The sequence below is a fragment of the Bradyrhizobium sp. Leaf396 genome, from assembly GCF_001424605.1.
Taxonomy (GTDB): domain Bacteria; phylum Pseudomonadota; class Alphaproteobacteria; order Rhizobiales; family Xanthobacteraceae; genus Bradyrhizobium; species Bradyrhizobium japonicum_C.
Genome location: NZ_LMQJ01000010.1, coordinates 1 through 24,216 on the forward strand (window position 1 = coordinate 1; position 24,216 = coordinate 24,216).

22 protein-coding genes are annotated in these 24,216 nt (G+C 62.3%); 10 read left to right on the plus strand and 12 right to left on the minus strand.

The window, feature by feature from the left end; translation table 11 throughout:
• The first annotated feature begins 98 nt into the window (after positions 1–98).
• Positions 99–371 (plus strand): DUF736 domain-containing protein, encoded by a 273-nt coding sequence (locus ASG57_RS11440; RefSeq protein WP_057196259.1) that lies wholly within the window; start codon positions 99–101, stop codon positions 369–371.
• 66 nt (positions 372–437) lie between these two features.
• A complete protein-coding gene (locus ASG57_RS11445; protein ID WP_057196260.1) occupies positions 438–707 on the plus strand; it encodes a DUF4326 domain-containing protein in 270 nt (89 codons plus the stop codon).
• On the opposite strand, the gene ASG57_RS11450 is transcribed toward ASG57_RS11445, so the two are convergent.
• Positions 708–896, minus strand: a complete 189-nt coding sequence (locus ASG57_RS11450; RefSeq protein ID WP_054164261.1) for a hypothetical protein — start codon at positions 894–896, stop codon at positions 708–710. It abuts the gene before it with no gap.
• A 146-nt stretch (positions 897–1,042) separates the two neighbouring features.
• On the minus strand, positions 1,043–1,288 hold the full coding sequence (locus ASG57_RS11455) for a WGR domain-containing protein (RefSeq protein ID WP_054164260.1): 246 nt from the start codon (positions 1,286–1,288) through the stop codon (positions 1,043–1,045).
• A gap of 434 nt (positions 1,289–1,722) precedes the next feature.
• Here ASG57_RS11455 and ASG57_RS11460 point away from each other — a divergent pair, with 434 nt between their 5' ends.
• The gene (locus ASG57_RS11460; RefSeq protein WP_057196261.1) at positions 1,723–2,286 is read left to right on the plus strand and encodes a hypothetical protein; all 564 of its coding nucleotides are present in this window, start codon (positions 1,723–1,725) and stop codon (positions 2,284–2,286) included.
• A gap of 386 nt (positions 2,287–2,672) precedes the next feature.
• Here ASG57_RS11460 and ASG57_RS11465 read toward each other — a convergent pair whose 3' ends face one another.
• The 5 genes from ASG57_RS11465 to traC form a co-directional block, all read right to left on the minus strand.
• Positions 2,673–3,083, minus strand: a complete 411-nt coding sequence (locus tag ASG57_RS11465; protein WP_057196262.1) for a hypothetical protein — start codon at positions 3,081–3,083, stop codon at positions 2,673–2,675.
• A gap of 105 nt (positions 3,084–3,188) precedes the next feature.
• Positions 3,189–3,671 carry a thermonuclease family protein gene (locus ASG57_RS11470; protein ID WP_418899831.1) on the minus strand — a complete coding sequence of 161 codons (483 nt, stop codon included), beginning with the start codon at positions 3,669–3,671 and terminating at the stop codon, positions 3,189–3,191.
• Positions 3,672–3,770: 99 nt separating this feature from the next.
• Positions 3,771–5,699 carry a Ti-type conjugative transfer system protein TraG gene (gene traG / locus ASG57_RS11475; protein WP_057196263.1) on the minus strand — a complete coding sequence of 643 codons (1,929 nt, stop codon included), beginning with the start codon at positions 5,697–5,699 and terminating at the stop codon, positions 3,771–3,773.
• Positions 5,686–5,901 carry a conjugal transfer protein TraD gene (gene traD / locus ASG57_RS11480; protein WP_057196264.1) on the minus strand — a complete coding sequence of 72 codons (216 nt, stop codon included), beginning with the start codon at positions 5,899–5,901 and terminating at the stop codon, positions 5,686–5,688. The genes traG and traD overlap by 14 nt, the downstream gene beginning before the upstream one ends.
• Before the next feature lie 4 nt (positions 5,902–5,905).
• Positions 5,906–6,175, minus strand: a complete 270-nt coding sequence (gene traC / locus ASG57_RS11485) for a conjugal transfer protein TraC (protein ID WP_057196265.1) — start codon at positions 6,173–6,175, stop codon at positions 5,906–5,908.
• 250 nt (positions 6,176–6,425) lie between these two features.
• On the opposite strand from traC, the gene traA reads away from it, so the two are divergent.
• The 5 genes from traA to ASG57_RS11510 all read left to right on the plus strand — a co-directional run bounded on the left by traA (position 6,426) and on the right by ASG57_RS11510 (position 12,875).
• Positions 6,426–9,749 (plus strand): Ti-type conjugative transfer relaxase TraA, encoded by a 3,324-nt coding sequence (gene traA, locus ASG57_RS11490; protein ID WP_057196266.1) that lies wholly within the window; start codon positions 6,426–6,428, stop codon positions 9,747–9,749.
• The gene (gene traF / locus ASG57_RS11495) at positions 9,746–10,276 is read left to right on the plus strand and encodes a conjugative transfer signal peptidase TraF (protein WP_057196267.1); all 531 of its coding nucleotides are present in this window, start codon (positions 9,746–9,748) and stop codon (positions 10,274–10,276) included. The genes traA and traF overlap by 4 nt, the downstream gene beginning before the upstream one ends.
• Before the next feature lie 19 nt (positions 10,277–10,295).
• Positions 10,296–11,432, plus strand: coding sequence for a conjugal transfer protein TraB (locus ASG57_RS11500; RefSeq protein WP_057196268.1), 1,137 nt, complete (start codon positions 10,296–10,298; stop codon positions 11,430–11,432).
• A 10-nt stretch (positions 11,433–11,442) separates the two neighbouring features.
• Complete coding sequence (locus tag ASG57_RS11505) at positions 11,443–12,066, plus strand: TraH family protein (protein ID WP_057196269.1); 624 nt, start codon at positions 11,443–11,445, stop codon at positions 12,064–12,066.
• 494 nt (positions 12,067–12,560) lie between these two features.
• Complete coding sequence (locus ASG57_RS11510) at positions 12,561–12,875, plus strand: transcriptional repressor TraM (protein WP_162250049.1); 315 nt, start codon at positions 12,561–12,563, stop codon at positions 12,873–12,875.
• Between the two features lie 19 nt (positions 12,876–12,894).
• Here ASG57_RS11510 and ASG57_RS11515 read toward each other — a convergent pair whose 3' ends face one another.
• From ASG57_RS11515 to ihpA, 5 genes are all read right to left on the minus strand, one after another.
• Positions 12,895–13,608: an autoinducer binding domain-containing protein gene (locus tag ASG57_RS11515; RefSeq protein ID WP_057196271.1), complete on the minus strand. Its 714-nt coding sequence runs from the start codon at positions 13,606–13,608 to the stop codon at positions 12,895–12,897.
• Positions 13,609–13,896: 288 nt separating this feature from the next.
• On the minus strand, positions 13,897–17,118 hold the full coding sequence (locus ASG57_RS11520; protein WP_057196272.1) for an efflux RND transporter permease subunit: 3,222 nt from the start codon (positions 17,116–17,118) through the stop codon (positions 13,897–13,899).
• Entirely contained in the window at positions 17,115–17,474 is a 360-nt protein-coding gene (locus ASG57_RS11525; protein ID WP_057196273.1) for a P-II family nitrogen regulator, read from the minus strand. Before ASG57_RS11525 ends, ASG57_RS11520 begins: the two co-directional genes overlap by 4 nt.
• Positions 17,467–18,441, minus strand: coding sequence for a divalent metal ion exporter adaptor subunit IhpB (ihpB, locus tag ASG57_RS11530; protein WP_057196274.1), 975 nt, complete (start codon positions 18,439–18,441; stop codon positions 17,467–17,469). Before ihpB ends, ASG57_RS11525 begins: the two co-directional genes overlap by 8 nt.
• The gene (gene ihpA / locus ASG57_RS11535; RefSeq protein ID WP_057196275.1) at positions 18,438–19,709 is read right to left on the minus strand and encodes a divalent metal ion exporter subunit IhpA; all 1,272 of its coding nucleotides are present in this window, start codon (positions 19,707–19,709) and stop codon (positions 18,438–18,440) included. Before ihpA ends, ihpB begins: the two co-directional genes overlap by 4 nt.
• 1,890 nt (positions 19,710–21,599) lie before the next feature.
• Here ihpA and ASG57_RS11545 point away from each other — a divergent pair.
• Together ASG57_RS11545 and ASG57_RS11550 are read left to right on the plus strand one after the other, a co-directional pair.
• Entirely contained in the window at positions 21,600–22,403 is an 804-nt protein-coding gene (locus ASG57_RS11545) for a universal stress protein (RefSeq protein ID WP_057196277.1), read from the plus strand.
• A gap of 227 nt (positions 22,404–22,630) precedes the next feature.
• On the plus strand, positions 22,631–23,833 hold the full coding sequence (locus tag ASG57_RS11550; RefSeq protein WP_162250050.1) for an APC family permease: 1,203 nt from the start codon (positions 22,631–22,633) through the stop codon (positions 23,831–23,833).
• The last annotated feature ends 383 nt before the right edge of the window (positions 23,834–24,216 follow it).

Below are 24,216 nucleotides of genomic sequence, written 5' to 3' on the forward strand. Positions count from 1 at the left end.
ACAACAGGACACTGTAGAAGTGTCCTTCAGAAAATGTCGCTATCGGATCAACCGCTTCATTTCAGAAAGACGGTTGCCAACTGACCTAAAACGGCTTCGTGGGCACCGTCAAGACCCTCGCCCTCGGCACCGTCAAGGCGAAGATCGTCGCCGCCGAGCGCACCTCGGAGAAGGCCCCGGACTTCCGGATCTTCGCGGGCACCATCGAGTTCGGCGCCGCGTGGAAGAAGAAGTCCCAGGAGTCGAGCCGCGACTATCTCTCGGTCAAGCTCGACGACCCGAGCTTCGCAGCGCCCATCTACGCCACGCTGGTCGAGGTGGAAGGCGAGGAAGGCCACTCGCTCATCTGGTCCCGCCCGAACCGCGACTGAGCGGTCACGCAAGAAGGCCCCGCCGCGCGGCGGGGCCTTCGCTCGTGAGCGGAAAGGAGAACGATCATGTGCAAGGTCTTGAACGCGCGACAGGTCGGCAAGCACGCGAGCGCGACGCGGGTCTACATCGGGCGCCCGAGCAAATGGGGCAACCCGTTCGTCATCGGGCGCGACGGCTCGCGCGCCGAGGTCATCGCGAAGTATCGCGCGTGGATCGTCGCGCAGCCCGCGCTGATGAACGCGCTCGACGAGCTGCGCGTCCGCGATCTCGTCTGCTGTTGCGCGCCGCTCGCATGCCACGGCGACGAGCTGATCGACCTCGCCAACAGGCGCTGATCACGCGCCTGTTCGATCGAGCGTCGCCAAACGCTCGGGCATGTCGAGCAGCTTGCGCGCCGCGGCGGTGAGGGCTTCCGCGATCGTCGGATAGGTTTCCTGCGAACTGATCGAGACGCCGTCGGGGAATGTCACGGTCGCCTGATAGCCGTTGCCTTTGGGCGTGGCAGAAAGCTGAATCGTCGGCATATCGCAGCGTCTCCTTTGCCAGACCACATTGCTGAAAGGACGCTCACCGCGCGATTGATGTCAATCGCTGGCTGATGGGATTCTTCTGACCGACATCCATGCGGGACATGGAGACATGGCCTCTGAGCGCGAACCGACCACTCACGTCACCGATCGACGTAGCCGCGGCGGCGCTTGCGGCTTTCGATCCGATTGAATGCCGCTTCCGCTTCCTCTCTGCGCCCAAAGAGTTCGATCCGCCGCCGGCCGCGGGCGCCGATCCGGCCCCATTCCCGGACCAGCGCAGCGGCGCCGAACAGCGACGGCTCGATGCTGAGGGCATAGAACCGCGCCATGTTGCGCGAAGGATCAATCCGGCGAAGCAGCGTGGGTGTGGAGCGGTCCTCGATCATCTGCCGAGTCTCGCTCCGTCACCATCATGATGTCCAATCAGGAGATCGAATCGATCGGCCGCCAGTGATTCAAAATCATGATGGAACCCCGATGCGCTTGGCATGAAGTATTGGGCGAGCCGCCTTCGGCGGACGGCTCTATTCGCTTCGCTCACGGAGCCCGCTGCGCGGTCTCCGCCCATTCGGGTGACGATCCTCTCGCGGCCCCGCTGCGAGCGCCGTGCCCTACCTCTTTCTCTCTCTGACTTTCTATTTTGCACCCGCCGCTGCGGCGTCAAGGACATCGCGGTCCCCCCAATTTTCAGCCGCCGCCCAAGCGGGCGTCGTCAGAAAATCGGCTCCCCCGCTCGCCGGCTCCGCCGGTCGCTCCGCGCTCCCTGACCCCTCGCGGCTACGGTGCGGCCTCCTTTCGTCAGATCGAAAGGAGATACATCATGTCTGATCTCGACCATCTCACGCTGTTCACGCAGTTCTCGGGCTTCAAGGTCGTTGTCCTCGCCAATCGTCTCGGATGCGACAACGGCGTCGCCCGCACCGCCCACGATCGCCTCATCGCCAAGCTCGAAGATTTGATCGCACTGATGCGCGACGGCCTGGCGGCCGAGCGCAATCTGCTTCTCGATGAAAGCTCTGACCGCTACCGGAATTCTGTCTTTGACCTCTACTGCATCACGGAGGAGTTCGCCCACCGCTGGCTGGCGGGCGAGCCGGGGCCGCTTCTCGACGACCTCTGGATCGACTGGGCGACGCGCGAGGTCTTCGATGTGCGAGCCAAGCGCTGGTGCTTCTACGACGACGACGGCCCGTGGCTGCGCGACGTGAGCGACGCCGAGCTCTGCGGACTGCGCCGCATCATCGACGAGATCACCGCGGAGACCGGCGTCAGCTTCTCCGCCTCCCGCATCGTCTATGACGCACCGGACGACACGCCGCCGCGCGACGAGGGCCATGTCGAAGATCCTGAGAGCAACCCGCTCTGGGGCGCCGACACGGACTGACATCCAGACCAGAGGCGGCTCAAGCCGCCTCTGGTCTTTGCCTTGTCCGGAAGCGGCGCCAGCCGGATCGACCGGCTGGCGCCGCTGACGATCAGCAACTCGCCGCGATCGCGTCGGCGGCAGGCGCTGGATGGCGAGTCTTCTTTCTCCGGATGCCGGGTCTCAACCGTGAGATCGAGCCGATGTTGCGTGACCGCTTCGTCCTCGTGATCTCTCAAGGCCGTGTGATGGTGCGCCATGAAGAAAGGGATTCGGGCGAGCCGCCTTCGGCGGACGGCTCTATTCGCTTCGCTCTCGGAGCCCGCTGCGCGGTCTCCGCCCTTTGGGTGACGATCCTCTCGGAAGACGAGCGCCGGCTCGGCCGGCATCCTCGCCGCGAGCCGCAACTATGGTGGTGGCGCTTCGTGGTAGTTGGCGCTTATAAAGGCGCTCGCCTCCTCCGTGGAGCGGAACGTGGCGAGCTGCTGCGGCTCTTCGTCCGGCCGCTGTGGCATCCGCACGACCATGACCTGACCCGCGTCGAGAGAGAGGGTCGGGCGGGCGCGGAGTCGCACCCATTCGGCTTGCTTGGCTTCGCCGAGCGCGCACGCTGCCTCGTAGCTTTCGGCAATGCCGAAATGTGTCGACCTGTCCCAAGCGCCGCCATTCAGGCACCGGACCTCGATGCGGCCATCCGGCAATGTAATGCCGAAGGGATGGTCCCACCACGCATCAAGCTGCGCCTTGCTGCGCGACTCGTTCGGAGTCGCGTCGAAGGCCTTCGGCAACACGGGGTCGAGCGGAATCTGGTTCGGCATAGCGCCCTCTGATCAGGCCGAAAATGCCACAGCGCGGGTCAGATTGGGATAGCGAAATTCTGGCCTGCGCCGCGCGGCCGCCAACGCAGATCGGGGATGCGTCCGTCACTGGCACCAGCTTCCGCGCGGACCGTTCCAGCGTCGGGCGAGCCCTTCCGCCACGAGCACGTCACCGAGGGAGCGGCCGCCGCGTGAGACCGTACGGAGCTTGCGACCATATTGATCCTGGTCGCGCGTGGCGGCGACGAGCGTGAACGGGCCCGCATTCAGCAGCGCCTGCAACCGCCGCTGCGCCGCCTCGCCAAGCTCGGCCTCGCGCTGGCAGCGCGGCGGGCTCAGCTCGGGCGTATCGATGTCGGCGATCCGGATTTTCTCGCCGCGGAACCAGAACGTATCGCCGTCGACGACGCAATCGGTTCGCCGGCCGGCGCCGCAGATCGAGAACGTGACGGCCACCGTCTGTTCGGACGTCGCGCCGCGCGTCACCGGCGCTTCCGACAGACTGCCGTCGCGAGAATGAAACATCCACGCCGTGATGCCGGCGACCACCAACGCCGCAATCACAAGCCGCGTGCCGGCGTCATACACTGTTGATCCTCTGCCAGGTCCGCCGATCCTCACCTGCGCTGTTCCTCCCGTCCCGTCACGTCCGCACCCTTCGCATCCGTTGATTCGCCTGATGTGCGATTATGCCGATCGCCGCCCGCCCGTGGGCGCGAACCTGTTGCTGGCGACGCAGGCCGTCATGTCCTTGCGCCGGAAATAGATCGCTCGCCCGCACCGCAGCGGCGGGTTGCCGGCCGTGAACACGATCTGCTCGTCGCCGCGCATCTGCGTGATCTCGTGCGGCAGGATCAGCGGCCGCCGCGACAGCAGCCGCGAGCGTGTCCGCGACGAACCGGAGGCCTGCGAACTGCGGCTGATCTGGCTGACCTCGACCGTGGTGTCGCCGCAGCGGCGCGAGATGTATTCGGCGGTCTCGGGATCGTTGATCGCGCTGAACGACATCCAGGACGCCGACTCGAACCACTTCGATGCCGCGTCGCGGCCGCCATAGACCTCGCGCATCTGGCCGATCGACTGGAACAGCATCAACAGCGTGATGCCATATTTGCGTCCGGCGTCACGCGCGGTCTCGAGCACGCGCAGGAACCCGAGCCGCGCCACTTCATCGAGCAGGAACAGCGTGCGGCCGGCCACCTCGCCCGCGCGGTTATAGATCGCGTTCATCAACGAGCCGATGATGAGGCGCGCCAACCCCGGATGGTTCTCCAGCGTCTTCAAGTCCAGATTGATGAACACGTCCATTGTGCCGGCCGCCAGCTCGTCGGTCGAGAAGCTCGCGCCGGACACCAGCGCCGCATAGTTCTCATACGAGAGCCAGTGCGTTTCTTTCACCGCATTCGCGTACACGCCGCTGAAGGTCTCGGGCGTCATGTTGACGAAGGATGCGACATTCTCCTTTACGAAGTCCGAGCCCGAATGATCGTAGATCGCCTGCAGCCGCTCGCGCAGCTTCGGCTCGGGCTCGGACAGGTTTGCTCGCACGCGGCGCAGGTGCTGATCCTTCTGTTCCGTATGACCTGACAGGCAGACATCGGCGATCAGCGCGGTCAGCAATTGCAGCGCCGACGCCCTGAAGAAGTCGTCGCGCACGGAGTGGGTGCGCGCCACGTCGGTCATGATCCACGACGCGACCGAGGCGATGTCCTCCTCTTTCGTCGCGCCGAACCGGCCGATCCAGTCGAGCGCGTTGAAGCCGGTCTCCGGCGTCTTTGGATCGAGCACGAAGACGGTGCGGCCGGCGCGCTTGCGATGGTCGATCACCATCGGCGCGACCTCGTTGGATGGATCGAGCGCGACCAGGCCGCCGCCCCATTTGAGCGCGGTCGGGATCGTCACCGACGTCGTCTTGAAGCCACCAGAGCCGGCGAACACGATGCCGTGGGTCGAGCCCCACGACGCATCGAAGCACAGGAGCGGCGCGCGGCCGCCCGCGCCCCAGCTTTCGGGCTCGCCGGCGCGGAACGCGCGATCGCCGACGGAATCCCTGTCGACACGATAGCGTTCGCCGATGACGATGCCGCCGCCTTCCGGAAACAGCCGCGCCGCCTCGGCAACGCTCATCCATTGCGCGTCGCCGTGAATCGCGCGCTGGCCTGACACCCGCCGCGGCGCTGCCGCCGCGAACGCGGCATTGCCGGCCAGCGCGACGCGCAATGCGAACAAACCGCATGCGAGCGCGGCGAACGACCCCATCAGCGTGGCGGGGTCCGCATAAGCAAGAACCGATCCGTCGCGCACGCGGCCGGCGAGGGCGAACAGCCGGCTCCCTTCTGACCATGCGGCGAAGCCGACGACAGTCGTCGCGCCGGCGAGGACGCCCCAGCCGGCTGAGCGCACGGCGAGCGCGCCGGCGCAGGCGAACAGGGTGATGACGCCGATTGCGGCCGCGCCGAGATAGGGCAGGGCGATACCGGTCCGCCCCAGCAACAGCGCCGCCTGCGGCGTCTTTGCGAAGCTCGCGAACCATTGCTCATGACCGCGCAGCGCGATCATCGCGCCGATCATCAGCGCGGCGGGCACGATCGTCAGCGCCACCTTATTCGCGTTCATCGCTGAAGGCCTTCGTGCCGATCGCCGCGAACCGCTCGCGCTCCGCTTCGCTCGCTCGCGCCCGCTCTGCGGCGTCGATCAGCATGCCGAGCAACAGCGCGCGCTTCTCGTAACGCAGTCCCGCCTTCACGATCAGCCCGCCGAGCTGAATCTTCTCGCGCGTGTCCTTCTTCCTGTCGTCGCTGCGGCGGGTTCTGTCCACGCGCTCAAGCCTCAGAAGACGCGCCCGCACCCGCGCCAGGCGGCTCGGGCGAACCCGACCCGCGCGCGGATCGCGGCGCGGCGCCGGCCTTGCGAAATCGCGCCTTCACCTCTTCGAAGGCGGTCAGCAGGTCCGCCTCGTCGATCTCCAGATCGCCGAGGCCGGCCTTCAGGGCCACCCGGCCGATCCGCTCCGCTTCGCGCGTCTCGGCGGCCTTGAGCTGGTCCTGCAGGCGGGCGATTTCCTCTCGAATCTGTCGGGACGGCTTTTTCATTCCGGTTGGTCATCCTCCTGCTGGCGCGCGGTACGCGCGAGGGAGAATTGACCGGGGATGCGCGAAGCGCACCCCGTCGGAAACGACAGGTCGGCGAAGCCGACACTTTGGGGGATCATCCCGCCGATCCGAAGGGTCGGCTCCAAGGGCGCAGTAATACGTCGCTGGCGCGACGTAGGTCTGCTCAGCCGGAAGGACGACGCCGATCCCTGCGGACGAGCCGTGTCGTCATTCTCGCAGGACCGCCGCCTTGGCCATCACGCACTTCACACCCCAGCTCATCAGCCGCGCCGATGGCCGCAGCGCTGTGCTGGCGGCCGCGTATCGCCACTGCGCGAAGATGACCTTCGAGGCCGAGGGCCGCACCGTCGATTACACGGCCAAGCGCAACATGGTGCATGAGGAATTCCTGCTGCCGGCGGACGCGCCGCAATGGGCGCGGGCGATGGTGGCGGACCGTTCCGTAGCGCAGGCATCGGAGGCGTTCTGGAACAAGATTGAGGGCTTCGAGAAGCGCTCGGATGCGCAGCTCTCCAAGGAGTACATCATCGCGCTGCCGATCGAGCTGACGACCGCGCAGAACATCGCGCTCATGCGCCAGTTCGTGGCCGAGCACATCCTGCCCGCAGGGATCGTGGCGGAATGGGCCTATCACGACGATCCGGGCAATCCGCATGTCCATCTGATGACGAGTCTGCGCGCGCTCACCGAGGATGGATTCGGTCCGAAGCGCGTGGCCGTATTGGGCGCGGACGGAGCGCCGCTGCGCAACCGGGCCGGCAAGATCGTCTACAAGCTCTGGGCCGGCGACAAGAATGAGTTTCTGGCGGTTCGCCAGGGATGGATCGATCTGCAGAACCATCATCTCGCGCTCGCGGGCCTCGACGTGCGCGTGGATGGCCGATCCTATGCCGAGCGTGGAATCGACATCGTGCCGACGACCCATGTCGGGGTCGCGGCAAAGGCGATCGAGCGCAAGGCGAAGCGGCAGGGACGCGGACCAAACCTCGATCGCCTGCGGTTGTTCGAGGAGCAGCGGCAGGTCTCGGCCGAGCGCGTGCTGCGTCGCCCGGAGATCATCCTCGACATCGTATCGCGCGAGAAGAGCGTGTTCGATGAGCGCGACGTCGCCAAGGTGCTGCATCGCTATGTCGACGACCCCGCCGCGTTCGGGGTACTGCTCGCGCGCATCCTGCAAAGCCCGGATGCTGTCCGCCTCGAGCACGAGGGGATCGACTTTGCGAGCGGCGCCAGAACGCCGGCACGCTACACGACATGCGAGCTGATCCGCATCGAATCCGAGATGGCCAGGCGCGCGATCGGGCTTGCCGGCGCGGACACGTTCGGCGTGCGCGATCAGATCCGCAACGCCGTTCTTGATCGTCACGCCATGCTCTCGGCCGAGCAGCGGTCGGCGATCGAGCATGTGACCGCTCCCGGCCGCGCGGCGGCCGTGGTCGGGCGCGCCGGCGCTGGCAAGACCACGATGATGCGGGCCGCGCGCGAGGTCTGGGAGGCCGCCGGCTATCGGGTTGTCGGTGGCACATTGGCGGGCAAGGCGGCCGAGGGTCTGGAGAAAGAAGCGGGGATCGCCTCGCGCACATTGGCGTCATGGGAGCTTGCCTGGGGAAAGGGCCGGTCGATCCTCGACAACCGCACGGTCTTCGTTCTCGACGAGGCAGGTATGGTCGCATCACGCCAGATGGCGACCTTCGTCGAGGCGGTGTCGCGCGCCGGCGCCAAGCTGATCCTGGTCGGCGACGCCGAGCAGCTCCAGCCGATCGAGGCCGGCGCCGCCTACCGCGCCCTGGTCGAGCGCATCGGCTATGCCGAGCTCGAGACGATCTATCGCCAGAACACGCAATGGATGCGTGACGCCTCGCTCGATCTTGCCCGCGGCCGGGTCGGAAAAGCGCTCGCAGCGTATCGCCATCACGGCCACGTCATGGGCTCTGAGTTGAAGGCGCAGGCCGTGTCGGCGCTGATCGACGATTGGAGCCGCGACTACGATCCGGCGAAGTCGACCTTGATCTTGGCGCATCTGCGCCGTGATGTGCGCGCGCTCAATGACCTGGCCCGCGACAGGCTCGTATCGCGGGGTCTCGTCGGCGCTGGGCACGCCTTCCGCACCGAGGACGGAGAGCGCCGGTTCGCGGCTGGGGATCAGATCGTGTTCCTGCGCAACGAGGGGTCGCTCGGCGTCAAGAACGGCATGATCGGACGCGTGGTCGAGGCGGCGGCGGGCCGGTTCACGGCCGAAGTCGGGGAGGGCAGTCACCGCCGGCGCGTCGAGGTTGATCAGCGTTTCTACCGCAATGTCGACCACGGCTACGCCACCACGATTCACAAGGCGCAAGGCGCGACCGTCGACCGCGTGAAGGTGCTGGCGAGCTTGTCGCTCGACCGGCATCTCGCCTATGTGGCGTTGACCCGACACCGTGAGGATGTTGCGCTCTATTACGGCCGCCGATCGTTCGGCAAAGCCGGCGGCCTGATCCCCATCCTGTCCCAGCGCAACGCCAAGGAGACGACGCTCGACTACGAGCGTGGCGGCCTCTATCGCGACGCGCTTCGCTTCGCCGCCAACCGCGGCCTGCATGTGATGCGCGTCGCCCGAACCCTCGTGTCCGACCGCGTGCGCTGGGCGCGGCGTCAGAAGCAGCGGCTCGATGATGTGGCCGCGCGCCTGCGGGCCGTCGGCGCCCGTCTCGGCCTTTTCGACCCTCGTCATGTTCCGCCCACCAGCCGCAAGAAGGAGGCCGCGTCCATGCTGCCCGGTGTTACCACATGGCCGAAATCCGTCGCCGAGTCGGTCGAGGACAAGATCGTCGCCGATCCGGCCTGCAGGAAGCAGTGGCAGGAAATGTCGAGCCGTTTCGCGCTCGTGTTCGCGAAGCCGGAGACCGCCTTCAAGGCCATGAACTTCGATGCCGTGTTGCACGATTCCGCAACACGCAAGGCGACACTCGACCGCCTCGGGGCCGAGCCTGCCACCTTCGGCGATCTGCGCGGCGCGAAGGGCGTGCTCGCAGGGAAAGCCGCCACCAAGGAGCGGAAAGAGGCCGAAGCCAATGTCGCCACGCTCGGCCGCGAGATCGAGCGCTATGCGCGGCTGCGCGCGGAGGCGTTGCGCAAGTACGAAACCGAGGAGTGTGCGCTGCGGCTGCGTGTCACCGTCGACGTGCCGGCGCTCTCGCCCGCCGCAACGCTGGTTCTGGAGCGGGTTCGCGACGCCATCGACCGCAACGATCTGCCGAACGCGCTCGCGTTCGCTCTCTCCAACAAGATGGTGGCGGCGGAGATCGAAGGGTTCAACAAGGCCGTGGCGGAGCGCTTCGGGGACGGCGCGTTCCTGTCCAATCGCGCGAAAGAGCCGAAGGGCGCAGCCTTCGATGCTGCGGCCGCCGGCTTGCGGGAAAGCGAGCGACCCGCGCTCGCGGCTGCATGGCCGATGCTGCGCGCAGGACAGCAACTCGCCGCGCAGCAGAAGCAAGCAGCTCAAGCGCCGAACAAGGTCGAGACCGAGCGCCAGGTTCAGCGCCAAGCCCAGAGCCGCGGGATGACCATGAAATGAGACCGCGGCCTGTCATCTCAGTGCTGGGACTTGGCGCAGCCGCCGTCGCCGGCATCGCGGTCCTCGGCTGGGCGGGCGGCTTCCGCTTGAATGCGACCCCGAGCTATCCGCTTGGTCTCTGGCGCATCGAGCGGGCCGTCGCGCCGATCAAGGTTGGCGACCTCATCTTTATCTGCATGCCGGCGGGGCCCGGACTGACGCTTGGGCTCAAACGCGGCTACCTGCGCGCTGGTCTCTGCCCGGGCGGCGCCGGACCACTCATCAAGACGGTCGCCGCCATGGCCGGCGCGCATGTCGCGGTCGGTCGATCGGTCACGATCGACGGTCGCACGCTCGCCCATTCCCGCATCCGCCTGGTCGACGCCGAGGGCAGGGCGCTTGCCGCCTATGCGGGCGGCGTTGTTCCGCCGGGACGCCTCTATCTCCACTCCGACTACGCAGGCTCATATGACTCACGCTACTTCGGGCCACTCCCCGACGCAGGGCTTCTCGGGCTCGCCCGGCCGGTCGCCACGTTCGATCCGTGATGGGCTGCACGAGGCGGCATTGATCGCCGGAGCGGCCGCGGCCGGAGCGATCGGCTGGAGCGGCGTCGCCTTGGCGCTGCCTCTCGCGTTGGCCTTCCCCGCGCTCTGGGCGGCCGCGCCGACGCGCATGATCGCGACCGCGGTCTCGGCGGCGTATTTCCTGGCCGCCTCGCGGGGCCTGCCTCAAGGCGTGATGACCTTCTATGGGCCAGGAATCGCCTTGGGCGGGGCGCTCTGGATCGGGGCCTGCCTTGCCTTCGTCGCCGTCCACGGCCTTCTATGGTCCGTTCGGCCGGGATGGGGCCGGGCCGGGCGGTTTGCGCTGGCGAGCCTCCTGATGGCGGTGCTGCCGCTCGGGATCGTCGGCTGGGCGCATCCGCTGACCGCGGCCGGCGTGCTGTTTCCGGGATGGGGGTGGTTGGGCCTGGGGGCGACCGCGATGGTCATGCTCGCGCTCACGACCAGGCTGTGGCCGGTTGCGGCGGTCGCGGTCATAGGCGCGTGGCTGTGGTCCGCCGCAGGATGGGCGCCGCCGTCCGGACCGGAGGGCTGGCGCGGTGTCGACACCACGATGGGCGCATCGCTCGGCCGCGCAACCGACCTCGAGCAGCATCGCGACTTGCTGGCGCATGTGCAGCGCGCACACGAGGCGGGCGCCCGCGTCGTCGTCTTGCCGGAGAGCGCGCTGGGCTTATGGACCCCGACTGTCTCGCAAGTCTGGATGGACGCGTTGCGCACGACGCGCGTTGTCGTGATCGCCGGCGCCGCCGTGGTTGATCGGCACGGTTACGACAATGTCCTGGTCGAGATTGCCGCAGGGCAGGCGCGCGTCCTCTATCGAGAACGAATGCCCGTGCCGGTGTCGATGTGGCAGCCGTGGCTGTCGTGGATCGGCGAGGGCGACAGCGCGCGAGCGCATTTCCTCGCCAATCCGATCGTGACGTCGCAAGGCCGGCGGATCGCGCCGCTGATTTGCTACGAGCAACTTCTGGTCTGGCCGGTGCTGCAGTCGATGCTGCATGCGCCCGACATGATCGTCGCGACCGGCAACGGATGGTGGACCGCCGGCACATCCATCGTCGGGATTCAACGCGCAAGCGCCGAAGCCTGGGCGCGGCTGTTCGGCGTGCCGCTCGTGATGGCGTTCAATCTGTGAGGAGACAGTGATGGTCGATGCAGCCTTGATCCAGCAATGCGCCGATCCCGGGCTCAAGCCTGCGATCGTCGAGAAGTTCATCGCCACGGCGGGGTCGGCCGATCGTTTTGCTATGACGGTACGCGCCGGAGGGCGCGTGGTGCTCGTACCGCCGCCGAAATCGCCGGACGAAGCGCTCGAGCTCGTGCGCCGCTATGTCGGCCAGGCCGTCGTGCGCGTCGGCATCACGCAATATCCGGCCGGCGTCGGCGTGACGGACGCCTCGCAGCTCACAGCCGACCTGGTCGATCCTTGCAAGAACATCCGCATGGGCACGGCGCTGTTCGCGAAGGTCTATCGCATCGTCGTGAAATGGTATGGCGTCGAAAACGACAACGCATTCGAGGACGCCATCATCGCGTGGCGGACCGGGACGTTCGAGGACGTTGCCGTGTTCTCGGCGCCCGATCCCGGTTCGACGGCGGCCGCGCCGCGGCGGGCTGACGACGGCGCTCCGCGCGGACCGACTGCAAAGCCTGCTACCGAGCAGCCGGCGCCGGAGATCGATCCGAACCGCGCGGGAATTCGCATCGACCTGTCGGGAATCGGTGGTGCGAAGTTGAATAATAAGCAAAGAAGCAAAGTGGATGACTGAGACGCCGCCTAGAGCGGGGGCTTAAGGTCGTCGCAAGGCAGCGCCGAAGGGTTCGCCACGAATCTATCTTGCGCTGTCAATGTGACGGCGACCAATTTAGCCCCATCATCTCTTGCCTGAAGAATTTCGCGCACCGACGCAAAATGCAACCCCGCAGAGCGTTGCGCCAGCGCTGCACCCGTTGGGCAAATTCTACTGCTGAAAAGTCGGCGTGCGTGCGCGCCTCAGCTAGCGTCACTCGCCTTGCCCGCTTATAACCCCTCCAGACAGTACGCGCTGTCTGGGGCATAGAAACCCCGCACTCAACGGTTGGTGCCGACCGCTACGGCACCGGGATCCTCTGGCCAACGGCCGGGGGCCTGCGACGTATGTCCAGGTGCCTCGGCACTAAAGGTCACAGGGACCGTTTGAGTGCGGTTTTCTAACCCCCGGCTTGGGCTTACGGGATTGACGTCAGCGGGGGCGCACCGCGGACCTACCGACTGAAGGTTATGGTGACGACAGAGGACGACGGCGGCCAGCACAACAACGTCGACGTGGCGACGACAATGGCGAATCTAATCGCGCCACTTTCATCAACCCAAATTGAGAGCCTGACAATCGACGCGATTCTTGAGCATCGTGAGTCGCTTGCAAAAGCCGAAGCAGCTTTCGATTCTTGGAAGAGCGCACAAGCTGCTAACTTAGAGACGGTAGCCGAACTTTATAGTGACTACACGAGGCTGATGCTTGCAGCGCGAGCACGACAGATGGTGCTTGCAACCCTGATTGAACGGCTCGGTTTCATTCCGAGTGTGCCGTCCACTTAAGCGCAGGCTCGGTTGGCAGTTAGATCAGACCCTGTTCGACGGCGAGTCGGACAGCGTGTGTAGTATTGGTTGCGTTGAGCCTGTCGCGCGCGCCTTTGACATAGAAGCGCACCGCACGCTCGGAGATGCCGAGCAACTCGGCAATCTCGTCCATGGTCTTTCCCATGGACGCCCAAGACAGGCAAAGCGACTGACGAGGTGTCAGCACGACCATCGTGCTATGTGGCGCACGGACAAGCCGATTGAGGTGAACATGCACAAACGCCACCGCCGTGATCGCATGGATCGAGTTGCGGACCTCGGCGTCAGCGCTCGGCCTGTCGGTTGCAAGCGTCAACAACGCCGTCCGGCCGAAGCCGCCGCGCACCGGGATCGAAACGCCGCTACGGATGCCAAAGTCGGCGGCTTCGCCAAAGAAGCGCACCGTTTCCGGCACGTTGCCTGCGTTTTCTTCGCGTGACCAAACGAATGGCTGCATCGTCCGTTTGGCGATGGTGACGACCGGATCGATGGCGGCGTAGTTGTTGTCAAGATACGTGTGCTGCCAATCGGCGGGATAGTTGGAGAGAGCGCGGGCGTCGCCCGCACGGACATTGAGGTAGGCAAAGCGATCAAATCCGACCGCGGCCGTGAAGTTGCGGAGCGCTTGATTGATGGCTCGCTCGTCTTGTGCGAGACCACTCGCTTCCATGAGGTCGTTGAACGCCCCATCAAGAGTCTGGACGCGCTTCATTCCTCTGCGATCTCCCTCTCTTGTTGGTTGATCTGACGTCGCTCTCCTGCGTCGCTGATAGCCCTGACCGGTCCTCGGCCTTTCTTATTCAGCCGCCTTTTCGAGGCTCAGCTGATATCCATGTTATTCATGTCAAGCCGAACCTCGAGCACAGCGCACCGCGAATAAAGGGCTCCTCAAGCATTTCCCCAGCGAGCGAGTTTACTATCAGCGCTTTACCGCCGGTTCCGGCCAAAAACCTGCGATCAACGTCATCGGCACGATCTCCCCGTTCCAAAATCATTCCGATCACCTCATGCCGGGGCTCGCCTGGCCGACATCATCAGCGCTCTCACCATGAGAAGTCGGCAAAGAATCTTTCCGAAAGAGTACATAAAGCGCTGGTAGAACAAGAAGCGTCAGTATTGTCGAGGAGATGATTCCACCGATAACGACCGTTGCAAGGGGACGCTGAACTTCAGCTCCCGCCCCCGTTGCGATCGCCATCGGCACGAATCCGAGAGATGCGACAAGCGCCGTCATGAGCACTGGGCGCAGCCGCGTCACGGCACCTTCGCGCACCGCGTCTAGGACAGGCTTGCCCTCCTCGCGCAAACGTTCGATGAAGGCGATAATGACGAGTCCATTGAGCACCGCAACACCGGACAGTGCGATGAAACCAACACCGGCGCTGATCGAGAGGGGAATGCCCCGCAGTAGTAGGGCTGCTATCCCGCCGGTCAGGGCTAAAGGCACTCCGCTGAAGACCAGCAGGGCATCGGCGACCGAACCGAGACTCATCAACAACAGCAGGAAGACCAACAGCAAGGCGACCGGAACAACGATGGTCAGTCGCTGGGTGGCGGAAACCAGTTGCTCAAACTGTCCCCCCCACGTTATCCAATATCCGGGGGGCAGTTTGACCTTCTCATTGACCAGGCGTTGCGCGTCCTCGACGAACGATCCCAAATCCCTTTCGCGAACGTTGGCGGTCACAACAATCCGACGCTTACCATTTTCGCGACTGATCTGATTGGGGCCCGGGGCAGCTTCGACTTTCGCGACGGATGACAAGGGAATATATCGCATTCGCGCGAGTGGTGAGGCGGTCCACGAGGTCCTCGTCGCTGTCTGCGTATCATCGAGCGGCGGCAGAGGTATAGGAAGTGTTCGAATCGTATTGATGTCTCCGCGCATTTGTTCTGGCAGGCGGACAACGATGTCGAACCTTCGGTCTCCCTCGTACACCTTCCCGACTGCCTTGCCGCCGACAGCGATCTCAACCAGGCTTTGGACATCATTCGCGCTGAGACCGTACCGAGACAGCGCTTCGTAATCGAGTGTTACAGTCAACACGGGAAGGCCCGAAACTTGCTCGGTCTTGAGATCCGCAATCCCTCTCATCGGCTCGATCGCCGACTGAACATCCCGTGCGAGCTTTAAAAGGGTATCGAGATCATCCCCGAATATCTTTATGCCGATGTCGCTGCGTACACCCGAAAGCAACTCATTGAAGCGAAGCTGAATTGGCTGCAAAATTTCGTATTGGCTGCCGGCAATCTCCTCAGCGGCCTTCTGGATCTCTTCGACCACGGTCGCCTTGGATTTTTTTGGATCAGGCCATTCCTCACGCGGTTTCAACATGACATAGCCATCCGAGATGGACGGTGGCATCGGATCGGTCGCAACTTCAGCAGTGCCAGTACGTGCGAAAAAGTCTTTCACTTCTGCAACCTGCTTGATCCGGTCTTCAAGAGTCCTTTGCATCTCGATCGATTGCGTAAGACTCGTGCCAGGAATCCGGATGGCTGCGAGCGCCACGTCGCCTTCATCCAAGCTTGGAATGAACTCTCCGCCCATCCGCGTTGTGGCGAACGCACTGACCGCAATGATAGCGACGGCTCCAACCGCGACACTCTTGCGAAAGCGAATGGACAGCGTAAGGAGAGGAACGTAAACGCGCTTCGCCCCCCGCATAAGAATATTCTCTTTTTCCGAGACTTTGCCGGTGACGAGCAAAGCCACCGCCGCCGGAACGAACGTCATGGAGAAAAGGGCTGCACCAAGGAGCGCCATCAGCACGGTGAGCGCCATTGGCGTGAACATCTTTCCCTCCACACCGGTCAGCGTGAGGACAGGAAGATACACCACGGCAATGATCATGGTGCCGAATAAGCTTGGCTTGATGACCTCGCGCGATGCGCTGAGGATCGTCTCAAAACGCTCGCCCGCCGTCAGCAATCGCCCATGTCTGTGTTGCTCCTCCGCAAGAACGCGCAGGCAGTTCTCGACGATGATCACAGCGCCATCAATAATAATACCGAAGTCAATTGCGCCAAGACTCATCAGGTTGGCGCTGACTTTGTTCTCTACCATCCCTGTGATGGTGAACAACATCGCCAGCGGAATAACGCAGGCCGTGACGATCGCAGCTTTGATATTTCCCAATAGGAGAAACAATATGATGATGACAAGCAGCGCACCCTCCATCAGGTTGCGCTGAACGGTTTCGATCGTTGCATCAACAAGCCGCGTGCGGTCGTAGACGGTTTTGGTAACCACCCCTTCCGGTAAGGACTTGCCTATCTCGCTGAGCTTCTTCGAAACGCTCTGCGCAACGGTTCGGCTGTTCTCCCCGATTAATAGCATTGTGGTACCGACGACCGTCTCTTTGCCATTGATGGTGGCGGCACCGGTTCGTAGGTCTGTTCCTTCTCGGACCTCGGCGACGTCGCGCACGCGTATCGGATTGCCACTACGAGCTCCGATGATGATGTTGCGAATCTGACCGAGGTTTGCCACCTGAGCAGGCGTTCGAACGAGGTATTGTTCGCCATTGCGTTCGATATAGCCGGCGCCAACGTTGTTGTTGTTGTTGGCGAGCGCCGTCATGATGTCTCGGAAGCTGAGCTTGTAGGCCATCAGTCGGGCAGGATCTGGAAGCACGTGAAACTGCTTTTCAAATCCGCCGATTGTATTGACCTCGACAACACCCGGCGTCAGCCGAAGTTGCGGCTTGATGATCCAATCCTGGATCGTTCTCAAATCACTCGGGCTGTATTGCTCGCCATCCGTACGTTTTGCTCCCGGCCGAGCCTCCACCGTGTACATATAAATCTCGCCAAGACCGGTCGAAATCGGTCCCATCGCCATTTCAACGCCCGCGGGAAGTTGGTCCTTAACCTGTTGGATGCGTTCATTGACCAATTGCCTGGCGAAGTAGATGTCGGTGCCGTCCTTGAAGATGACCGTGACTTGGCTCAGTCCATACCGCGACAGCGAACGGGTATAGTCGAGCTTGGGTAGACCACCCATCGCTGTTTCGATCGGATAGGTGATGCGCTGCTCTGTTTCCAGTGGCGAATAGCCGGGCGCCTGAGTATTGATCTGAACTTGGACGTTCGTGATGTCAGGCACGGCATCGATGGGTAGTCTGGTGAAATTCCAGCCGCCAAACGCCGCGACCCCAATCACCGCGATCAGGACCAGCCATCGTTGCTTGATGGAGAAGCTGAGGATTGCATCGATCATTCCGGTGCTCCTCCTTGCTTTCCATCTGTCCGGATGCGCAAGAAATTCTTGACGACCTGCGTAAAGATGATGCCGTCGCCCTTGCTGCCAGTCCATGCAGCTCGCGCAATCCGGCTGCAAATCTCGCCGGAAATCGCCTCTCGGCAGACAATCTGCATTTGCAGGTGCTCCTGATAGGAGAAGTTGTATTCGGTCGCATGGAATTGACCGCCGGCACCGCGTCCGCGGCCCTGTCCTCGAATGCGATCGATCGTGAACCCGGGAAATTCCGGCAGATCATGCAGGGCTTTCACGACATGACCTTCCATGTTCGGCTTGATGAAAGCGGTGATGAGCACATTCGGTTCTTCATTCATGTTCAGCCTCGGATTTGCCAATCTCTGCCTTCACCACAAAGCTGTTTTCGGCGGCATAGACTTCTCCGACGGACAGCCCCTTGGTGATCTCAACATAGTCTCTGTCTTGCTCTCCCACCTCGACCGGGCGAGCCTCCAACTTGTTGCCCTCTCGAACGAAAACAACGGTCTTGTTTTCCATTGTCTGCAGGGCATTGGCTTTGATGGCAGCCGACACTCGCCGGCTGCTGAGAATGACGCTTCCACGAACGAAGAGTCCTGGCCGCAAACGTCCATCGGGATTGGCAACGACAGCACGAGCGATCGCACTTTGAGTATCGCTGCTTCCTACGGGGGATACATAGGAAATACGTGAACTGACCGGAGCGCCTCCGTCGCCGAGGTCGATAGTCAGTTCGTCTCCTACGCGCACCCGATTGAGATCCTGTACGTAAACGGACAGGTCAACCCATACCGCAGACAAATCCGCCAATATGAACGCAGGCTTCTGTTCTGATGCGTATTCGCCAAGCGAAACCTGTCGATCGATGACTGTTCCGTCGATCGGCGCTTTGAGCTCGTAGGACGTCAGACTCTGATTGCTTTCGATTGTCGCCATCAGGTCGTCCTTTCGCGCTTGATCGCCGATTCGTTTTTGAAGCTTGCGAACGACGCCAGGAAACCGGGGCGTCACCTGCACCAGCGTCTCCTGATTGGCGCGAATGACGCCGTTAAGCAGCAGCGTATTGCTCAACGTCGCAGGCTGCACTTTCAAGAGCACAATTTTTGCGGCGGCGACCCGTTCATCGCTCATGATGACTCTATCAGCGGCATGTTCGTCCTTTTCGACTTGTGTGTCGTTTGCTTCTCCCTTCTTTTCCGCTTGGCCGGCCGGAGGCCGCGGACCGTCTGTCGCCATCATGCGATAGCCGACGGCGGCCACTGCGACGAGGCCGGCAACTACCGCGAAAATGCCGAGTTTCCTCATGGTGCGCTCCCCCGTGAGAGTGAGAATGGGTTGCCAACCAATCCCTCGATGGTTGCGATCGCGACGTGGAAGTTCTGCAATGCTTCCTGCTCTCGCAACTTCGCCTGCGTGAAGCTCGCCTGTGCATCAAGCACCTCCAGAAGCGAAAAGCGGCCTTGGCCATATCCGTCCAAAATTACGTCTGATGCTTGACGCGACTTTGGAATTGCGATCGAGCGCAAAATTGACAGCTCGCGCAGCGAGCCCTGAAGGGAGTCGTAAGCGCGCCCGGCAATGGTGATCAGCGTGTTGCGGTTGGCTTCCCGCTCGGCTCGCGCCTTCGCGAGGTTCTCTTGTGCGGAAAGAATATTGCCTTGGTTCTGGTCGAAGAGCGGGATCGGCACGGAAAGGGTAAGGCGGACGGCGTTATCGTTCGTATCGTTATAGTGGCGCCATCCGGCGGCTACTCGCACATCCGGATAGGGTTTCAGCCGAGCTATGAGGAGTTCCGCATTGCGCTGCGCGTAAACGGCCGTCCACCGGACCAACTGCGGATTGGCGTCGATGGCTTTGACGACTGTCTGGAAACTGGGCGGCCGCCCCGTCGCCTCCAGCCGGCCCGATACAGCCCTGAATTTCGGGAAGGTATCGCCCATCAGCACAGCCAACTCGCGCCGCGCACTGTCGAGCAATGCGGCAGCCCGCTCGCGCTCGACCTTCACAAGGGCTGCCGCGACTTCGGCGCGCCCAGTCTCGGCCGGCGATGAGGCCCCTGCATCAAGCCGACGTTGCAAAAGGGGGGTCAGCCGATTGAGTGCTACCACCTGTTCGTCGAGGATCGCGATCCGATGCTGCAGTCCAAGGATGGTTAGGAAAGCGATGGCAGTCTCTGAGAGCACCTCCAGCCGGACAGCCTGTCTTTGGATCGCAGCATTTTCGACGCCCGCCCGGCCCGCAGCAATCCGTGCTGCGCGCTTACCGAACAGCTCGAAAAGCTGACTGATCTGCAAGGTGCTCTCGGCGGATTTCGTCCCACGGTAAGGCCCTGATCCAAAAGAATTGTCCTGCTCGTATGACACTTCAGGATTAATCAGCACGCCCGCTTGGATGCGCTGGCCAGTTGCTATGCCAACATCGCGTTCAGCGGCCGTCAGACGAGGACTTGCCAAAAGCGCTCGGGAAAGCGCGGTCCGCAACGTGAGCGGTTGCGAATGCGACAGACTCACCAGCGCGGGGCTCGCGAGCAACGCAATCGCGCATGCAAGGCGCATGCCGATCTTCAAGAACATGAGAACCTACCTGACGAATGACGGAATTTGGGCGCAAGTGCGCCGGCCGGTCAATTCAGGATAGAGATTTTGGCGGCGGTAGGTCGACGCCCCGGAACAGCCCCGACGTAAGGATTGTCCAATACGGCCAATTCGCTGGCATCGGCCGGGTGAACATGGAGGCTGCTAAAAGGGGATTCGGGATCGATGCAGAGAAGCAGCCATGACAATGCCGACTGACGATAACGGTCTTGCCGGACTGCCCGGAGTCCTCATCAAAAGAACCCACTGTCACGAAGCCAGAGCCAGGCGAATTGACCACATCGTCATCATAAAACGTATGCAGGGGACCTGACAAAAGGTAAGCTGCGATCAAGAATACGACAACAAACGCACGTCGAATGCGCGGGCAGCACGTCTCGAAAATTGTGCCTCGATTTCGCAAAATAAGCACTTCATCAGTTTCAAAGCTACCATTACACGACAGAGTATCGGACGTCGATCAGGAACATTGTAACATCTGCCAACTACTTTGGCATGCCGTCGTGAGCTATAGCGGTTCCGCTCGATGCCAGGAACATCGCGCAGTGTCGAGGAGCATTCTCCAAGCGCGAATTGTGGTGCAGAGATCACGGACCGCTGCCATTGATGATGCGGCCTTGAGTTGGGGCAACTTCTGGAGTTCCACAAGGACGCGCAGGGACTGAAAACTTCGTCTGGACATACCGATCCTGCTGCCTGGTGTGCCGGACGCCGATGACGCCTGCATCGCGCGGCTCAAGTCGGAGGTTGGTGGTCGCCGATCGTCTACGTGCGCTGCCGGGCGTACTGGTAGCGGAAGCGAGCGCGGGCATGCTTGTGCGCGTCGAGTTCGACCATACCCACGCGAGAGGATGATAGCGCCGTTCTGCGTCGGCGCGCCACGTCTTCCTGCATGACGGCGCCGTCACATACCACCGGCAAGGATGCTTCCGACAGGATGCGAATGACGCTCCCTTCGGCCAATCGCCAACGCTGTCGCCAGCCGCTATGCGCCCCGCGACCAGAAAAGTCCGCGGGCCCGAGCCCTGCATATCCGAGAGCCGGAATTCCCAGTGGTGTTGATCGTGATTCATTGCCTCTGATTTGGGAGGCAATGGGACCTCTGATTGTTCTGGCTTTCGGATCCGAAATGGGCTCGGGTCGAGCTGTTGTTGCCGACAGATGTCCTTGGGATGAAGCATGTTGATGCGACAGGTGTTGAGCGGAATCGTACACGCCTTGCGCTGTGGCGCGCGCTGAGCGGATTGCGCGGATGTCTCCGGGCCGAAGAAGACGCTCTACAACCGTGTCGTCCGGTTGGCGAAGTGAGGCTGGCCGCGTTCGCTGGAGACGGCACGCAGCGGGACTCCGGCAATCGCTCTTGCATAGAACCGCACTGCGCAGCGGCGACGACGGGCCTCCAACTCCGCCACGCTGCTTTTCGCCATGAACCCCTTCTTAAATCTGAGAGAGTGTTGTTTTCCGAGAAAGGCGGCAGCACCACGCATGTAGCTTCTCTAATTTTTGTATCGGCCGCGACGGCCCAGTCCTGTCGAGCAAATCCGAACACCGGGCTGATACTCAAGATCTGAGCAGATGCGTGATACGAAATCGACTACCGAAAGGTACGAGCTATTGGCGCCGATCGGCTAAGCAGACTTGACGCAGATCAATGCATCTAACGTCCAGGATAGCAAAAAAATTATCGTCTGTTGATTCAGTCAGAGAGGAATGTCACGTGATCACGAACGTCGCACCGGCAAGGCTGCGATATCGACGATGAAATAAAGGCTATCGTCGGCTCGGGCTTTTGCAGCTACGCTTGGAAGCCATGACCAATCTGAGCGGCTACGGGCGTAGACTGGAGCCGACACTGAAGGAGTGCTGAATATGACTAATTATCGTGACATAGTCGTTGATGCTAGTCCGCGGGCCGACCTGCATCGAACGTTAGAATTTGCCCGTGACATGACTAAGATGTTTAGCGCCAAGTTGTCAGCAGCATCTTATGCTTGGCCGCGAACCTCGATCGGAGATGTTTTGGTTCATAATACATTCCGAGATCAAGAGCAGACCATACTGATGGAACGTGCGCTTAAAGCGAGCCGAAGCGTGTTTGATGAGGTGTTTGCAAAGAATGAGGAAACGGGCTGGCAATCCGGGATAGGCGAGCCGACCCTTGCGATGCAAGCGCGCCTCTTGACCGCAGACCTGCTGATCACCGATTCGGCTGAGGAAGAAGCTTGTGTATTGGCGAACCCGGCTCACGTCGCCCTTGGCTCCGGGGCTCCGGTTCTTCGCTTGGGACGAGCGCCGCGAAACCCTGGCTTCTCAAACGTTGTGGTGGCGTGGAAAGACTCACCACACGCCTGCCGCGCTGTCCATGACGCCCTACCCATACTTAAGCGCGCGGACAGTGTCGCAGTCATCGGAGTTGGTGATGAGCTTGCAGCAGAACGGCTCGAGGCGGTTACGGCGCATCTGCAACTGCATGCGGTCAAGGCGCGTCCTTGGCATATATCGGACACGACGGGGGACGTGTGTTTGAGTCTGCTTAAGGAAGCGCAGCACGAAGGCGCACAACTCATCGTTACAGGCGCCTATAGCCGTGGCCCATTGACTGAGCGCGTTCTTGGCGGGGTGACCGCAAGTATGCTCAAGAATGCAGAGATATCCTGGTTTATGTCCCATTGAGGTCTATTAGGGCGGCGGCAGCACCACGCATGTAGCTTATCTAATTCTTGTATCCGGCCCATGCTTCCACGGATGCGTAACGGTTGCAGAGATCAGACTATGGCGCCACCCGGGAGAGCCTGCGTCTTAAAGCAAGAGCGGCGGTAATCAACACACGTGCTCCGCACGTGCGTGCGGCGGCAATGTCAGGCCGCCGTAGAGATGGTCGCTCACAGTGTGGATTGACAATGAATTCGTCAGCGATTGGGCCAGCGGGCACGCATCTTTCCCTGAGACGCTCGCTTACGCTTTTAACGTTGCTCTTCTATGGACTCGCGGTTATCGTCGGGGCTGGAATCTATGTCGCAATTGCGTCGGTTATCGACCGGGCTGGCGATGCGACGCCACTCTCTTTTTTGCTTGCAGGAATAGTTGCCGGACTAACCGGCCTTTGCTACGCGGAACTCGCAAGCCGGTTCCCCGAGGCGTCGGGCGCGGCAGCCTACGTCATGCACGGCTTCGGCTCCAACCGACTGGCGCAGTTGACGGCGCTGGCGTTGACGGTCGCGATTGCAATTGCAGCGGCCTCAATCGCAAGCGGCTCCGTTTCCTATCTTTCCAAGCTCATCGGGTTGTCTGCCACGGCGTTGACCACGCTGCTGGTGGTAGGCTTCACGATGCTCGCGATGCTCGGTGTGCGGGAAAGCGCCAGCCTGTCCGCTGCGATCGGCGTGCTCGAAATTCTGGGCATCGCCGTAGCCACGTGGGTGGGATTTCTGACCGCGCCCGACTTGAATGTCGAAGGTATGCTGCCATCCAGCGTTGCCGGATGGCAGGGTGTCGTCGGGGGCTCTTTCATCGCGTTCTTTGCCTTCATCGGATTCGAAAGCCTGGTCAACATGGCCGAAGAGGCCAAAGAACCGCGCCGCACGATTCCATATGCGATCGTCGGTGCGATTGTCGTCAGTACGCTGCTCTATATCGCTGTGTCTGCAGCACTTGTCCTCGCAGATCGCGGTGGTGAAAGTCCATTGATCGGCCTGTTCCAGGGATCGCACGCATCGCTTTTTGCAGCGGTTGGGTCGCTCGCCATAGCCAACGGCGTCCTGGTCGAGATTATGATGCTGGCCCGCCTATTCTATGGTATGGCGCGTCGGCGCCAGCTTCCTGCGTTTCTTGAGCAGGTCAATCCGCGAACCCGCACGCCGATCGTGGCCACCGCGCTGGCCGGCGCCATCGTGCTGGCTGCATCTGTGTTGATCCCGTTCAAACAGCTAGTCGGCTTTGCCAACACGCTGACGCTTGGCATTTTCGTGCTCGTCGATCTGGCGCTTTGGCGCATTCAGAACACTCGACCTACTGGCGAACGCGCTTTTGCCGTTGCTCGCTGGGTTCCGCCAGTCGCGGCAGCTTCGGCTGTAGCCCTGATCTTCGCAAACCTTTTTGCATAAAGAGAAGCGGACAGGTCGATAACGAGGGAGCTCAAAATACCAAAATGGAGGCTGCCATTTTTGGTTCAGCCGTTGCATGATCTCAGCAAGCACCGCGTCTTCGCCGCAGTGCAGATGCGTCGTGCCCGATCCATCGATGACAATGCCCACGTGCGGATCTGCTGCGGTGATCGACGCATATCGCAGGTCCCAAAGCGCAAGGCGATTGAGCGCGTCCGCTTCGGGTTCTGCATTGTGGATGATCAACTCCTTTACCAGCGCCGCCACCGGCGCGGCGGTATCGGTCGCCAACACTGCACGGCATTGGCCATTGCGGTCGACCACGATGAGCGATCACTCACGCGGTGGCGCCTATGTGCGACCGGCCGTCCGGCGCGAGTCTG